General features: G+C 44.9%; 10 protein-coding genes, 1 tRNA gene and 1 pseudogene. 3 read left to right on the top strand and 9 right to left on the bottom strand.

The window, feature by feature from the left end:
- The coding region (locus EWM59_RS27900) for a 3-coathanger stack domain-containing protein (RefSeq protein ID WP_229239439.1) at nt 1–1,025 on the top strand (1,025 nt) is incomplete at its 5' end.
- 170 nt (nt 1,026–1,195) lie between these two features.
- On the opposite strand, the gene EWM59_RS26195 is transcribed toward EWM59_RS27900, so the two are convergent.
- The 8 genes from EWM59_RS26195 to EWM59_RS26160 all read right to left on the bottom strand — a co-directional run bounded on the left by EWM59_RS26195 (nt 1,196) and on the right by EWM59_RS26160 (nt 13,960).
- The gene (locus EWM59_RS26195; protein WP_130024182.1) at nt 1,196–2,905 is read right to left on the bottom strand and encodes a phage tail-like protein; all 1,710 of its coding nucleotides are present in this window, start codon (nt 2,903–2,905) and stop codon (nt 1,196–1,198) included.
- Between the two features lie 120 nt (nt 2,906–3,025).
- A complete protein-coding gene (locus tag EWM59_RS26190) occupies nt 3,026–4,753 on the bottom strand; it encodes a phage tail-like protein (protein WP_130024181.1) in 1,728 nt (575 codons plus the stop codon).
- A gap of 77 nt (nt 4,754–4,830) precedes the next feature.
- A complete protein-coding gene (locus EWM59_RS26185; RefSeq protein ID WP_130024180.1) occupies nt 4,831–6,216 on the bottom strand; it encodes a phage tail-like protein in 1,386 nt (461 codons plus the stop codon).
- On the bottom strand, nt 6,213–7,628 hold the full coding sequence (locus tag EWM59_RS26180; protein WP_130024179.1) for a tail fiber domain-containing protein: 1,416 nt from the start codon (nt 7,626–7,628) through the stop codon (nt 6,213–6,215). Before EWM59_RS26180 ends, EWM59_RS26185 begins: the two co-directional genes overlap by 4 nt.
- Before the next feature lie 357 nt (nt 7,629–7,985).
- Entirely contained in the window at nt 7,986–9,422 is a 1,437-nt protein-coding gene (locus EWM59_RS26175) for a phage tail-like protein (protein ID WP_130024178.1), read from the bottom strand.
- A 577-nt stretch (nt 9,423–9,999) separates the two neighbouring features.
- Nucleotides 10,000–10,977: a virulence RhuM family protein/type II toxin-antitoxin system death-on-curing family toxin gene (locus EWM59_RS26170; protein WP_130024177.1), complete on the bottom strand. Its 978-nt coding sequence runs from the start codon at nt 10,975–10,977 to the stop codon at nt 10,000–10,002.
- Nucleotides 10,978–11,148: 171 nt separating this feature from the next.
- Nucleotides 11,149–11,221: transfer RNA gene (locus EWM59_RS26165), tRNA-Thr, on the bottom strand.
- Between the two features lie 333 nt (nt 11,222–11,554).
- The gene (locus EWM59_RS26160) at nt 11,555–13,960 is read right to left on the bottom strand and encodes a DUF349 domain-containing protein (RefSeq protein WP_229239438.1); all 2,406 of its coding nucleotides are present in this window, start codon (nt 13,958–13,960) and stop codon (nt 11,555–11,557) included.
- A gap of 233 nt (nt 13,961–14,193) precedes the next feature.
- Between EWM59_RS26160 and pdxH the strand changes: the two genes are divergently transcribed.
- Both pdxH and EWM59_RS26150 read left to right on the top strand, forming a co-directional pair.
- A complete protein-coding gene (gene pdxH / locus EWM59_RS26155) occupies nt 14,194–14,835 on the top strand; it encodes a pyridoxamine 5'-phosphate oxidase (RefSeq protein WP_130024176.1) in 642 nt (213 codons plus the stop codon).
- Nucleotides 14,836–15,040: 205 nt separating this feature from the next.
- Nucleotides 15,041–15,535, top strand: a pseudogene (locus EWM59_RS26150) (GMC family oxidoreductase); the annotation flags it as partial.
- Between the two features lie 13 nt (nt 15,536–15,548).
- Here EWM59_RS26150 and EWM59_RS26145 read toward each other — a convergent pair.
- The coding region (locus tag EWM59_RS26145) for a transposase (RefSeq protein ID WP_207220055.1) at nt 15,549–16,098 on the bottom strand (550 nt) is incomplete at its 5' end.

Raw genomic sequence — 16,098 nt, 5'->3', positions numbered from 1 at the left:
GTGCTTATAGTTGGTCGGGGCCTGTTGCATTCAATAGTTCAAGTCAGAACCCTACTATTCCCAATGCGCAATCAGGTAATGCAGGGATTTATACAGTTACAGTAACCAATGGTGTTTGTTCAGCTACTGCTACAACCAATGTTGTTGTGAGTGGAATTGACCCTTGTACACAAATAGTTGATTTGCAATATGTAAAAGCAGGAGACCCTTATGAAAATATGTTCTCATTAGAAGATGGTATGGTTATCCAGCAAATCCCTGAACAGGTATCAATTATCGCTAAACCTATTTGTCAGACTATCCCCATAGGAAGCGTTGATTTAACTATTACAGGCCCTGAAATAAACTGGACTATTTTGCAGAATGTAGAGCCTTATGCAGTATTTGATAATTTGGGAGTGAATGTATATGGCCGGAACTTTATACCGGGTACTTATACAATGACCGTGACAGGTTATCGGGAAGATAACCGTATAGGCGGAACTGTCTATGGCCCTGTGGTAACTACTTTTACAGTAGTAGGCACAATGGCAGTAATTAATGCCCCAACTATACCAAACAATCGTTTATGTGCAGGTAGCCCGGTTAATGTTACCTTTGCCACAACTGGTTCGTTTGATTCAAGTAATATCTTTAATATCCAGCTATCAGATTCAACAGGAGGTTTTACAAATCCAACCCTTATAGGAACAAGTACCACAGCCGGAACGATTTCCTGCCAGTTGCCACAGAATCTGTCCCCCACGGGACGATATCTGATTCGGGTAGCATCATCTAACCAGGTGGTAGCCAGTAACCCGACGATGCAGTATTTGTCAGTAACTCCGGCTGTCAAAAGCCTGACTACTAACATCAGTACAGGGACAGTTACCGAACAGGCATCTTTACAGATTAATGCAGGCAATAAAATTATTTCTCCGGCCAATGTAACTTACAATGCAGGAAAGGCTATCATCTTGAATCCGGGCTTTGAGTCATCAGAGGGTAGTATCTTTAAAGCACAGATTCAAGGGTGTGGTAATTAAAACGTTATCTTAAAATACGTGAAGAGAGGGTACTTTTTTACTTTATTTTGGTGATTCATTTTAATCGTTAGCGATTAAGCAATGAAAGAGGCTCGTATGACCAGTACGAGCCTCTTTGTAAAATTAGAAAAATTATAAGTTTAGTACTTACTTAGCTCGGGCATACGCAATCAATGAACCCCTGCCTGTGTAAGCCGCCCGGTATCCGAAGGTTTGAGATGCCCTTCAAGGTTTTCAATACGGCTGCCCATTTGTTGCAGCAGGTGTTTTAACTGCTGGTTTTCTGTGGTCAGTTGCAAGAATTTCCGGGTACTTTCATCGCTGTATGCTTCCTGAGTCAGCACCCGTTGTTTCAGCGTTTCGTTTTCGGCCTTTAGCTCCTGGGTGCGTTTTTCGAGAGCCTGTGCAAAAATAAACAACAGGCCGTCCATATTCAGGGTGCTCACGGTTGTATCATTGCCGATGGTGCCATAGATATCCCGACCGAAAGCCGCAAAAACCTCCTGCGCCATAGGGCCATAAAAACGTTCCGGGCTGGTGTGCTGCTTCTGCTTATAATTCCATGACCCAAGCCGCAGGCTTCGCAGCCTGAACAGGAATGACTCCCCGTCGGCCTTTACAAATTTTTCTTTCCGGGTCGAATCACTGATGGCACTCCAGGCTGTTTGCCCATGCGCAATCTGCACCCCTGTGCGGTTATCATGATGATTGGTTAATAAATAGTATCCGTTATAAAATCGGGCCATAAACTGGTTATCAAGGGTATTAACTACCTCTCCTTTCTGCTCAGGGTCTGAGTCTCCGATAATAAACGCACCCGTATGCCCGCCTGTGCCTACTTTGCTGCCCATAGCTGTCGAAAAATCCCCGCTGGCATTGGTGCGGTGTCCTATGGCAGTCGCATACATACCACCCGCAAGGGTATGCCCACCCACGGCGGTGGCATACAGGCCATCGGCTTTAGTTCTGAAACCCATAGCCGTAGTATGGTTACCAACCGCCTCACTAAAATAGCCCATAGCCGTCGAGGCCTCTCCGGCGGCGATAGTATTTTGCCCCATTGCCGTAGCAAAATTTCCTGTGGCGTTTACCTCTGCGCCCATAGCCGTAGCATAACCACCTCTGGCGTTGTTTCGGGTACCCAGTACAGTAGCATAGGCTCCTTGCGCAACGGATTTAAATCCGAGTGCGGTTGAGTAAATCCCGAGTGCCGAGGTAAGTGTTCCCAATGCGGTGGTTGATACGCTGCCGGCAATAACTCCCTGCCCCATTGCGGTTGCATGATTGCCCGATGCCACAGAGTTTTCGCCGAAAGCCGTTGCAAAACGCCCTTCAGCTGAGGTATTGTAACCAGCTGCAAACGAAAAAAAACCTATATTGATACCCGACCATACGGTGGTATCGGTTACTGTTCCTACCCTGAAAGCCGACCGTCCGGGTATCCACATAAGCCTTGTACCGGGTTTGCTGGTTGGCACAGTGGGCGGATTACTGCTATTTTCTGCCATTCGTTCTACTATCGTCGGATTAGCCGACCAGAACCCGCCTGCATTCATATTTCTGATTTCATTGCCAGCCATACCCGATAATGTCCAGAAATTATTCTTCAGTATATCTTTTGCAAGCTCTACCCATCTGCCGGGCAAAGAATCCATCTTGATACTTACCTCTTGCTGCGGTGTCTGGCTTTGCCAGTACCAGTAGCTCTGGGTATCGGTATCAAACACGAGTGTGCCGTTCGACGGATTACTGAGCGACAAACGCGCGGCCTGTGTCATTTGAGGTAATACCGCCCCCTGTGGCAAAAAAGTGCTGCTCTGGCCACATACGCCGCCTGCCCACAGCAAAGGCAGCAACATATACAATAATAGTTTTTTCATTGATTTTTGTTGATGTAATGATTTTTTTCCTGACAATTGTCTAACCTACCGCAGCTACCCTCTGAGAGCCGGAGAGTAGCTGCCTACTATTACTAATCTACCCCTACGGCTGTTGGCCTGTTAATTTTTTAGTATCCTGAAAGTATCGGGGTTATTGCTGAGTGCCTCCCCCTGAGGAAGGTGATGAGCCGAAACGGCCTCGATGGTTCCAACACGTTCCACTAATTGTTGAATCAGTGTTTTCAATGCCTGTGTTTCATTCCGCCAAGCCAGGGACTCCGCCCTCAGATGCTCGTTTTCGGCCTTTAGCTCGTGGGTGCGTTTTTCCAGTGCCTGTGCAAAAATAAACAGCAGGCCGTCCATATTCATCGTGCTTACGGTCGTATCATTGCCGATAGTGCCATAGGTATCCCGGCCAAAAGCCGCAAAAACCTCTTGCGCCATAGGGCCATAAAAACGCTCCGGGTTGGTGTGCCGCTTCTGCTTGTAATTCCATGACCCAAGCCGCAGGCTCCGCAGCCTGAGCAGGAAAGACTCCCCGTCGGCCCGTAGGAATTTCTCTTTTTTGGTAGAATCACTGACCGAACTCCAGGCCGATTGCCCGTTGTGCATCCTTACGCCTGTTCGGGGGTTGGCACTCCCACCGGTATATAGATAAAAACCGTTTCTGAATCGGGCTACGAACTGTTCAGGTGTATCACAAAAGGTAGTTCCCTCATTATCGGGGTCTGTATCACCTATCACAAAAGCCCCCCACTGACCATTGGTACTCAAGGCGGTGCCAATAGCGGTAGAGGCATATCCACTTGCCACCACTGATGCCCCGATGGCTGTCGACAAATCGCCTGTGGCATAGGCATAATCACCCATAGCAAAGGCATTTCTGCCCGAGGCAATAGAGTGTGAGCCTGCCGAAAGTGCGCTCAACCCGCTTGAGGTAGTATTGTAACCCAGGGCTGTGGCATGGGTTCCGGTGGCATGGGTATAATTGCCCATTGCGGTAGAGGCATACCCCGAAGCCCTTGAACTGAGGCCGGCAGCCATTGAATAATTCCCCTCGGCAACGGTGTTTTCGCCTATGGCGGTGGCACTCATGGCAAGCGCTTTGGTGGCTGTGCCGAGTGCCACAGCACTATGTCCATTGGTAAATGTATTGGTTCCGATGGCCATAGAACTCTCACCCAGCCCGAACGAACCAATCCCGATTGCCACCGAGAAATTTCCGGCGGCTCTCACGTTTTTTCCCATAGCTGTGGCATTATAACCACTGGCCACGGCAGACTCACCACTGGCAAATGACATTTGCCCCTCTGCTTTCGACCGAAACCCCAGTGCAGTAGAAATCCAACCACTGGCTTTGGTATCAAGCCCCGCAGCCATCGAAAACAACCCGATGCTGTCGGCAGCCCACTGGTGTGTATTGGTAACAGTTCCTACTCTGAATGCCGAACGACCAGGAATCCACATCAGGCGTGTGCCGGGTTCATTGACAGGAACAGTCGGCGGGTGGCTGACATTATCTGATGTCAGGCTCAGCCCGGTTGGGTTCTTCGACCAGAACCCTCCGCTATTCACATTGCCAATCACATTGCTCCCGTTGCCTGTTAGTGCCCAGTAATTGGCTGTTCCTCCTGCTCTCGGAATCTCAATCCAGTTGTTGGCCTGCCAATACCAGTAACTTTGGGTATTGGTATCAAACACCAGCATGCCATTCGTTTTGGTACCTGCATTGATGCGCTGGGTAGTAGTCATTTTGGGCAGTAGCAGCCCGGGTTCGAGCGTAATACTCTGGGACATCGCATTGCCTCCTGACAGCAGGACGCTCATTAAAAGTAGTAGCTTTTTCATCGTTTTTCATTCGTATAATTCTTGCTTGTGTAGTGTCTGTCTGTAAAGTTATCCTATGCCGGGTAGTATAGCCCTGTTTATCGGGCTAACTGCTTGCCGGGATTTACCTGGTGGTTGGCTTCAAGGCTCATCAGCCGCTCGTCTATCTGCCTGATGAGCATTTTCAGGGTCTGATTTTCTGCCTCAAAACGTTGCCTGATATGCTGGTTTTCTTCCTTCAGCTTTTGGGTGCGCTGCACCAGTGCCTGTGAGAAAATAAACAGCAGCCCGTCCATATTGGTAGCATTCAGTGTGGTATCATTCCCGATAGTGCCATATTTATCTTTGCCAAAGGCGGCAAAAATCTCTTGTGCCATCGGCCCGTAAAACCGTTTTGGGTTTGCCCCCTGGTTTTTGTAGCTCCAGGAACCCAGCCGCAGGGTTTTCAATTTTTTTAGAAACACCTCGCCGTCTGCTGCCAAAAATCTTTCTTTCCGGGTCGAGTCGCTGATAATACTCCAGCCTGTCTCTCCGTGCAGCATATGCGCACCCGTACGGGGTTCGGCATCTCCGCCTGTGATGAGGTAATATCCACCATTGAACCGCCCGACAAACTGGTCATCTGCGAGTGGTGCTGTACGAGGGCCACCCACCGGGTGCGAATCTCCCAACACAAATGCCCCTTTTCTCCCATTAGTGGTTATATTGCTCCCTATCGCCACCGATAGCTCACCGCTTGCCTCTGCGTTGTATCCTATGGCAATTGATGCCTGGCCAGAGGCCTTGTTTATTGCGCCAAAGGTTACTGCCTCTGCCCCTGTGGCCTGATTGCCATAGCCAAGCGAAGTAGAGAAACTGCCACTGGCTACCGACTCATAACCCAGGGCTGTGCTGCTTATGCCGGAGGCAGATGTAAAATATCCCATTGAAGTTGAGGCATTGCCGGTTGCTTTGGCATTCATGCCCATTGCTGTCGAACCTTTCCCGCTGGCCTCGGTATCAAAACCCGAAGCAAACGAGAAAATACCAATGCGGGCAGGTGCCCATACGTTGGTATTGGTTACTGTACCCACCCTGAACGCCGACCGCCCCGGTATCCACATCAACCGTGTGCCTATCTCATTTACCGGAGCTGTCGGCGGGTTGGTTGTTTCATTGTTATCATCAATTACCATTGTCGGGTTTTTAGACCAGAATCCCCCCGTATTGGTATTCCTGATTTCGTTGCCACCTGAGCCTGCCTGTTCCCAGTAGTTCACAGGGTTGGGCCCTTTGGGTAGTTGTACCCACGCATTACTTTGTCTGTACCAGAAGCTTTGGGTTCCGGTATCAAACACCAGCATTCCGTTGGACGGATTCACAAGAGCATTGCGTTGGGTGGTGGTCATTTGCGGTAAAACCAGTCCGGGCTGCAGGAGTGTGCTTTGTGAGAAGGCATGTAGAGGGATAAGTACAAGCAAAGTACAGATGGATAGTAATTTCATGGGAGTTTTCGTTCTGTGGGTAATAGGATATTTCTTACCGGCAATCGGGCTGTGGTACCTGCCTCCAGCACAGCCAGACGGGTATTCATTTGCAGTATAATGTTTTTAAGGGTCAGATTTTCGGCTTCGAGTTGCGCCTCCAGTAGTTGGTTTTCTTTTTGCATCTGTGCCGTCTGCGCCTCCAGTGCCTGTGCCAGAATAAACAGCAACCCGTCTGCATTCTGGGAGCTGACAGTCGTATCTGTACCAATTATGCCCCATTTATCATGGCCATAGGCTGCATATATTTCCTGCGCCATAGGGCCATAATATCGGCGGGGGGTGTTTCCCTGCTTTTTATAATTCCATGAGCCTAATCGCAGGCTTCCGAGTTTCTGTAAAAATAGTTCGCCATTGGCTGCAATAAATTTTTCTTTACGGGTCGAATCGCTGATGATGCTCCAGCCTGACTCTCCATTGAGCATCTGCGCTCCTAAAGGATTCTCTCCTCCTGTGGTTATCAGCCGGTATCCTCCGTTGAATCTTCCCACAAATTCATCAGCAATACCTACGGTGGTGCCGGTGGTGCCGGAGCCACCTCCGCCAGGGTTATGCGGGCTTGAATCTCCCATTATAAAAGCACCCGCTTGTCTGTTGGTATCTACATATCTCCCGATAGCCGTTGAGTAAACACCACTGGCGATGGCATAAGTACCCATAGCCGTAGCGTGCGAAACCGTAGCTTTAGCATAGCTGCCTATGGCAACGGCATAATTGTCAAGTGTCCGGCACCCAACTCCAAACGTCACTGAACCATCGCCGAACGACTGTGTATCTGACCCCAGTGCTACCGAATAATACCCATCGGCTACGGTATGCTCACCCAGGGCAGTGGCGGTAAACCCTGCAGCTACAGCCTCTGTACCTATGGCTGCTGCATTAGAGGCACGGGTATCCAGCCCTGAGGCAAAAGAGAAAGAGCCGATATTCTCAAACGACCAGCAGGAAGTATTTCTGACGGTTCCGACCCTGAAAGCCGACTGATTGGGTATCCACATCAGCCGTGTGCCCACTTCATTAAGCGGAATCGGATATGGGTATTTTCCGGCCTTGCCTTCCGGGTCTGAAGGCGTTGGATAAGCCGACCAGAAACCACCAGTTCCCATATTCCTGATGGCATTTCCCGTTCCCTGAAGCTCCCATCTGTTGACAGCATTGGTTGTTTTAGGTAATTCAGTCCACTTTCCGTTTTGTTTACACCAATAGCTTTGTGTCTGGGTATCAAACACCAGAGTGCCATTGGGACTATTAAGGTCCAGCCGATCCAGGGTTGTCATCTGGGGTAAAACAAATCCTTGTCCGATGGTTGTATTTTGAGCCGTCAAGGAATACTTCGTCAGAAGAAATACCAGGCTTATCATTAGTTTTTTCATACCTCATGCCATTACCGAAGCATAAAATTAGAATAGAAGATGCCCCTGATGCAAACAAAAACTAACAATTTGAGGCATCGGTAAGGCTCCATCAAAGCATCAGACCCTACGGGCGTTTCCACAATAAACGCCCGTAGGGTCTGATAATATCCAAAAGATGCAGGAGTTACTATCGGTCTGATTAAGGGGTTGAAACCCTTCTGTAGTTTTTCGACTCAAGAATATCCAATCGTGCTTCCGGTTTTTCAATCATAGCTTTCAGAATGCTTTTTGCTTCCTGCCTCAGCAGGTGCGATTCTTCAAAGCAGTCATTTCAGTTTTCAGTCTGTCATTCTCTGCCTGCAATTGTGCCCTACATTAGTCATCTGCCCTGATAACCCGCTTGGGTCGGTCGGCAGTTTCAAGCGATGTCAGTCGTGCGTCCAGTTTCGCTACAATTCCTTTCAACTCGTCATTCTCTGCCTGCAATTGTGCCGTACGTTTCTCCAGCGTCTGGGCAAATATAAACAGCAACCCGTCCATATTCAGGGTGCTTACTGATGTATCCGTACCGATGGTACCATATTTATCCTTGCCATAAGCCGCAAATAGTTCCTGTGCCATCGGGCCGTAGAATCGCTCGGGAGATGGGTTTTTCTGGTTTTTATAATTCCATGAGCCTAACCGCAAGCTGCGGAGTTTAAGCAGAAAATCTTCGCCGTTGGCTAATATAAACCTCTCCTTACGGGTCGAATCACTGATGGCACTCCACGCCGTTTGCCCATTGCTGATAGACACACCTGTGCGGGGGTTAGCATTACCACTGGTCATCAGATAATACCCGTTCTTGAACCGTGCCACAAACTGGTCGGCCGCTCCCACCAGCGATTGCCCTTCATTGTCAGGGTCAGAATCACCAATGGCAAAAGCTCCCTTTTTATTATTGGTATTCATATAAGTCCCCATAGCTGTAGAAAACTCCCCACTGGCCACACAGAGCAGCCCTGTTGCCAAAGATATATCTCCGTTGGCTCTGGTAGAGGCACCCAAGGCAGTAGCTGCGGTACCGTTTGCCTGGGTACTATGTCCGGCTACCAGTGCATAAGGGCCATTGGCAACGTTCATGGAACCCAAAGCAGTAGAGGCAACCCCCAATGCCTGTGTTACAAAACCGAGGGCAGTGGCATACTCTGCATGAGCATAGGCATTGTAGCCGATGGCAACAGCTCCATTAGCCGTAGCATGACTGTTATAACCCAGAGCTACCCCAGACTTTCCCGAAGCACTCGAAAAATTGCCCATGGCAGTAGAGCCAAAACCACTGGCTTTGGTATTGATGCCACTGGCAAACGAAAACAAGCCAATGCTATCGGCAGCCCAGTAGTTTTCATCCGTAATGGTACCAACCCTGAATGCCGACCGCCCCGGTATCCACATCAGCCTTGTGCCCGCTTCATTTACAGGAGCTGTGGGTGGGTTAGAGGTATTATTTGAACTATAATTCATACCTACTGGGTTTTTGGACCAGAATCCCCCTGTATTGGTATTCCTGATTTCGTTACCTCCCAAACCTGATGTCTGCCAGAAATTGGAAGTACTTCCGCCTTTGGGTAGCTCAACCCACGCCCCCGATTGCCTGAACCAATAGCTCTGGGTAGTTTTGTCAAATACCAGCGACCCATTCGTCGGGTTCACCATATCTGTGCGTTGGGTGGTAGTCATCTGAGGCAATACTACCCCCGGCAGCAGTTCTGTGCTTTGCGCAAAAACCGTATTGATTGAAACTAATAACAGAAAAGTAATAATTTTTTTCATAATTATGAATGCTGTTTTGGGTAAATTCAATAATATAGACTATTGAATCAAAAATAGATACAGCCATAAAATCAAAAAAAAATACATCACTCAGTCGTTGGAATAGCCCGGTGAATCGGGGGTATATCGAAATGAATCGTTAATAAAAATGCCGCTTCGCTCCCTGATTTCAGGCAGATTTGGTTTTCGGTTCAAATGTCTCTATATATCAGAGTAACCAACCCATAATGGCAGTAAAGTCTGGTAAAATAATACGCACCTAAAGAGGCAACCGACGGGAATAATCAAAAATACCCGTAAACGATGAGTTATGCCCGGCTTTATCAGCTGGAATAAACCAAAACCCATAATCCACTCGGCAAAGCCAAAAGCTACACCCAGAATAATTTCGGACAAGACCTACGCAATTTTGAAAGATTCCTACAATTTGCTAAAAACAAAGGCACTACTACTGTCTGGTTTGATTATGGGGGAGAAGGGGGGATATGAAAGCGAATATTCAGTTTACAAGCCTATGCTTTTGACATGGATGATTTTTAGTTAAGATTTTATTACCTTATCGGATATTAATTATTCTTTACTGTGTATTATTAAAGAGTAGCTTTACTATTCCTATCATTTTCTCTTTATCATTTGGGTCTGATTCCGCAATAAGAATTGTCAAAGTTGTAAGAGTCTCCGGGCTTATTTTTTTTCTGAAATCATAGCCTGCTTTTTGCAATAGCCATATAAAACTAAATGCTCCGCTACGCTTATTGCCATCATTAAATGGATGATTCTTGATAATAAAATAAAGTAAATGAGCTGCTTTTTCCTCTATGGTTGGGTAAGCATCTTGTCCGAACACGCTCTGAAATACATTTCCAAAAATACCTGCTAAATTTCCTTGTTTCTTTTCTTGTGCAAAAAGTAGCGTTGCTTCTCCTTTGTTAATAAGTTCAGATTTAAGCTGTTGCAAATCTTGGGATAGCTCCTCTGCCGAAGCATTTATTTCTTCAATTGTGCCGTTTTGTGGAAACTCATTTTTATCATAACTATTTAAGGCAAAAAAAGCACTGGAAAATGATTGAATTAACGATAAAATGTCTTTAGTATCTACTTGTTTATTATCGGTAAGCAGTTTTAAATCTTCAAGTGTTTGCAGAAATAAGGTTTTATTTTCTTCTACTCTCTTTTGATTGATTGTAAAACCTTGGGTAATATGCTGTTTTAAAGTTGTTGTAGCCCATTGACGGAACTTTGTAGCAATTTTTGAATTTACTCTATATCCAACAGAAAGAATAACATCTAAATTAAAATTTTCAATATTACGAACAACCTCTCTTTTGCCTTCTTTTTGAACTGTTGCAAAAAATGCAACAGTTGACTTTCTGCTTAATTCTTCTTCCGAATAAATATTTTTGATGTGCCTTGAAATCACAGACTTATCTCTATCAAATAGCACAGAAATCTGGTCAAGACTTGCCCAAATTGTTTCCTGGATATTATCTGTCCGAAGCTCTAATGCACCACTTTCTATTTGATAAATTGCTAATTGATTTTGTTGATTTGCCATTTTTTACATCAAATATTTGTGTTTATCATTACTATAAATGATTGCTTATTTGATTCATACTATTTAAAATAGTCACAGAGCTAAAGCGATTGCCAAATAACCAAAATTCAAACAAATCAGCAAATCCCATAACAAAAAAAGCCAAGATTTCTCTTGGCTTTTCGTTTTTTGAGCCCCCAGCCGGGATCAAACCAGCGACCTACTGATTACAAGTCAGTTGCTCTATCAGCTGAGCTATGGAGGCATTTATTTTTGATTTCAGATCTTCAAGTTGCCTTTTGTTCTGATTTCGTGATGCAAAATTACGGCTTTCGGATATACTACGCAAGCGTTTTTTTGAAATATTTTTTAACAATTTCTTAACTCGTTGAAGACCAACGAGTTAAGAAATGAAATATTTTTAGAAACTGTTTGAGTTAAATTTTAAAAATAAAAAAGAATGATTTTTGAATCAAGACAAGATTTAAAAACCGGAGTTTAGCAGAGCTAAATGAGCGGACGCCGCGCGGGATTTTTAAAGCGAAGTATTGAACAAAAAGCAACTTTTTTATCTTAAAAGATTAATTCAAACAGTTTCTTAATTCGCTGCTACGATAATTTTTAGCTTTTGCTTCAAATCAGCGAGTTCTTTTTCTGCGCCTTTAATCTTCTCTTCGTACTCGGCACGCACGGCTGAGGCGTTTTTAGAACGGGCAAAGAATTCGATATTGTTCTGCCACAGACTGATGTCGTCTTCCAGTTTCTTCATCTTTCTGCGCAAATCGTTTTCTTTCTTATCTAATTCTTTCGAGTTGCCTTTGTCGCCTTTCAGGGTTACATCAACCTCGTTCTGCAACAGTATCTTCTCTTTTTCAGAACCGCTCACACCTGAGCTGGCTTTTACATAAGCATTGATGGCATCAACAAAACGACGTTGAATGGTCTGCATTTCTTTGCGAGGTACAAAACCTATTTCGTTGTAGCGTGCTTTGTAGCTTTGCAGTTTGCTCAAATCGGCTTCTCCTGCTTTGGCTGCGGCTTCAATCTCGTCGCAAAGGGCTATTTTTTGTTGAAGATTGGCTTCATATTCTTTCTCTACCTCGTTGCCTTTGGCACGTTTGCCATTGAAGAACGCATCACACGCCTTTTTGAAACGGTCGTAGATTTTATCCTTGAATTTCTCAGGTACATGCCCGATTGTCTTCCAGGTTTTTTGCAATTCTACTACTCTGTCTGTATTGGCAGGAGAGAAGTCGCCCGACTCTAACAAAACTTCTACCTGTTCGCACAACGAAGTTTTAGCTTTCAGGTTGCTTTCTCTTTCGGCTTCTAATTTATTAAAGAAATCGCCTTTGTTACGGAAGAAAGTTTTCAGCGACGACCAGAATTCACGGCTGATGTCCTTACCTTTTTCTTTCGGCATAGCACCTTTAATGGCATTCCATTGGTCTTGTACTGCCAGTATTTCTTTGGTTTTGGCGTTCCACTCGTTGATACTATCTGTATTGAACGCTATATAAGGTTTCAGGTTCTCAACCAGACGAGATTTGGCCTGATAGATTTCTTCCTGTAAAGCTCCGGCCTGTGATGATTGCTCACGACGTTTGTTGTGAATAATATCAAACGCGGCTTTCAGACGTTTCCATAGTTCGTCTTGTGCTTCACGTTGTGCCGGGCCAATATGTTTGTATTCTTCCAGCAAATCGTTTGCCTGACGCAGCGTAGTATTGCTCAATCCGCTTTCTTCCAGGGTTTTGGCAATGGCTTCAATGCGCTCGGCTATCTCGGTTTTGGCTGCCAGGTTTTTCTTGCGGTCAAGGTCTTTCAGTTCGTTCTGGATATGACGGATACTGAAATATCTGTCAACCAGCGCATTGTAGGCCGACCACAAAGAAGTATTGTGCGGAGAATTGACATTGCCTGCACCTTTCCAGTCTTCCTGTAGTTTCTTGAATTCCTGCCAGTTGTTTTTTGAGCCGCCTTGTTCTTCCTGCTCTACAATTTCACGCAAACGTTGTAATAAATTGGTTTTACGTTCGAAATAGTCTTCTTTCTGGCGTTCTATTTTCTGGAAGAAATTGTTTTTTGCATCACGGATTTGCGCACTCAATGATTCAAAACGCACCACAAAATTGTCGTTTTTATACTCAAAGCCTTCGTTGTTACCGTTATCTGCAATATATTTTTTCAATGCCTCCGATTTGTCACGTGCTTTCAGGTCATCAAATATCGGTTTGATTTCCTTCATCACATTGTCGGCATTTTTAACGTCTGATATACTTACCCCCTCGGCTTTGATAGAAGCCAATAGTTTTTCACCCAGGTCAACAAAATCCTTTTTAGAGAAACTGCTGTAGTCCACCTCTTCACCAGGTTGAACAGTTGCCTCTTCTTCAATTAAATCGATGGTCTGAGGGAGTTCTTCTATTACTGCTTCTTCCGGCTCGATAGGTTTGGGCGATACTTCAACCATCACTGTCGGGTCGGTGCTTACAACAATTTCCTCCATCGGGCTTTCGTCTTCACCCAAAATAGGTTTTGTAGTTTCGTCGGTTGCCCCATCAGTATCAGTAGTAATGGCTACATTTTCTATAGGCGCATCTTCTATGTCAGAGGATTTGCCAGCGGCTGTATCCACAGCGGCTGTATCCACAGGGGTAGGGGTATCCAAAGTATCTGTAGCAGGCTCGTCAGTAGTAGTATCTACTACGGGCGTGTCAGTTGTAGTGGATACTGCCGCAGTGGATACTGCCGCAGTGGATACTGCCGCAGTGGATACTGGGGTTTCATTGGTGTTTTCAGCAACGGGGGCTTCATCTTTCACCTCTATTGTGCTGGCTTCAACAGGTTCGTCAGTCGAAGTGTCGATGGAATCTTTCGGTTCGTTCATAATTTCTTTAGAGTCTTGAGTATTGGCCGAAGCCTCTGCATCTGTCAAAGACGAATCTTTCACTTCTGCAGCATCAGAAACGGGTTCTGCTAAATCCAGTTCTTTATGCGTCATTTGTAATGGTTACGATTCGTAATCTCACGGAATGTTTTGATTAGATTTGCAAATGTAATAAATATACAAATACTTTTGCCTAACAATCCGTGTAGAGTATGGTTAAAATTTATTAGTCGGAAAAAAAGATGTTCTTTTCGTCCGGATAATTAACTTTTATACAGATAAAATGATTTTTGTAAATAATCCGCCTATATTTATATACGTAAAAAATGCCTAAAACGTTGCACAAAATGAACAAAAAAACAGATATAGCCGCACTCCGACTTAATTACTTACTCAACGAATTATTGGAAGAAAATGTTTTAGAAAACCCCTTTAAACAATTTGAAAAATGGTTTAATGAGGCCGTTGACTTCAAGGTACTCGAACCCAATGCCATGCACCTGGCTACTATCTCAAACGGAAAACCACATGGCCGAATTGTTTTGCTGAAAGGATTTGACGAGAACGGGTTTGTTTTTTTTACCAACTACGAAAGCAATAAGGGCAAAGAAATAGCCGAAACGCCTTTTGCTTCACTGACTTTTTTCTGGGGGGCTATGGAGCGACAGGTACGCATTGAGGGGGGCATTGTAAAAACCACGCCATCAGAGTCAGACGAATATTTTCAGGCTCGTCCACGAGGCAGCCAGATTGGGGCATGGGTTTCTCATCAGTCAGCAGTGGTAACAAGAGAGGCATTAGAAATTAGACAAAAGGAACTGGAAGCACACTATGGCGATGGTTTTATTCCCCGTCCGCCTTATTGGGGAGGATATCGGGTGATACCTGAAAGAATTGAATTCTGGCAAGGCCGCCCCAGCCGCCTGCATGATAGAATATTGTTTACAGATGCAGATGGGGTTTGGAAAATGGAGCGATTGAGCCCGTGATTCAGGCGTTTTCGTAGAGACGCACGGTTCGCCGCGCGATTGCATAGTCTTCAGAGGGCTGTAAATCTTGAGAAACTATCTATTATTTTTGTATCATCTTACCAGAATAAATTATCTGGTTTGCATAGACCTTTGTGAGCCGTAATGCATTACGGCTCTACGAATACATTACAATTAAAACTAACCTAAAAAACTATTCAATACCATGACCTACGATTACATCATTATCGGTGCAGGTTCTGCCGGCTGTGTGCTGGCAAACCGACTCTCTGAAAATCCTAACTATAAAGTATTGCTGATTGAAGCCGGAGGACCGGATAAGAAAATGGAAATCCATATTCCGGCAGGGTATGCCAAACTGCATCGGAGCGAGGTAGATTGGAGTTACTGGACTGAGCCGCAAGCACACGTACTGAACCGGAGAATGTATCTGCCCAGAGGCAAAACTTTAGGAGGCTGTAGTTCTACTAATGCGATGGCCTATGTAAGAGGTAACCGGGAAGATTATAATGATTGGGCAGGTATGGGCAATGAGGGCTGGAGTTATGAAGAAATATTGCCTTATTTCAGAAAATCGGAGCATAACGAGCAAATCAATAATATTTTTCATGGCAAAGATGGGTTGCTGAATGTAACTTATGCCAAGCATTACAAAACGCCGTTTACAGATGCTTTTGTGCAGGGTTGTATAGAAAATGGTTTTAAAATGTGAATCAAGGATTAAAAATAAATAGACAAATGGCAGCAGTTATTCTACCTAAACAATGCGACCATAGAGCATTAGCAGAACGTACCTTTGAAGCATTTTGAATATCTGTTTTGCTAATGAGCCACTTAAAGAAAGATTCAATAGGTTGCCTAACAGAGCTAATATACTTAGAAAATAGGCTATCATCCGATTGTAGATATTGTTGTCTTTTTTTCAATTTTATAGGCGTTAAAACGACCGTGTTATTTTTAGAAAGTTGTTGGTTGAATTTTTCTGAACTATATGCTTTATCACCGACCACAATTTGATTTTTTAATTGGCAAATCATGGGTTTTATAGCTGTTAAATCATTCACACTGGCAGGCGTAAAATCAAAAAAGTTAGGTTTAGGTATTTTTTCAAATCTGTCCTTACCTATCAAATGGAGCTTTACTCCATGATAAAATTGTTTTTTTGCATCGCAATAACCCTTATCTGCTATCTCAGATGCTACTTTAGCTGTATAAGGGTGTTTGGAAAGCATGATAGGCAATGAATCCACCAAAGATACATTA

It is taken from the genome of Emticicia agri (genome assembly GCF_004168285.1).
GTDB lineage: Bacteria > Bacteroidota > Bacteroidia > Cytophagales > Spirosomataceae > Emticicia > Emticicia agri.
This window is presented reverse-complemented; position numbering and strand designations above follow the sequence as displayed.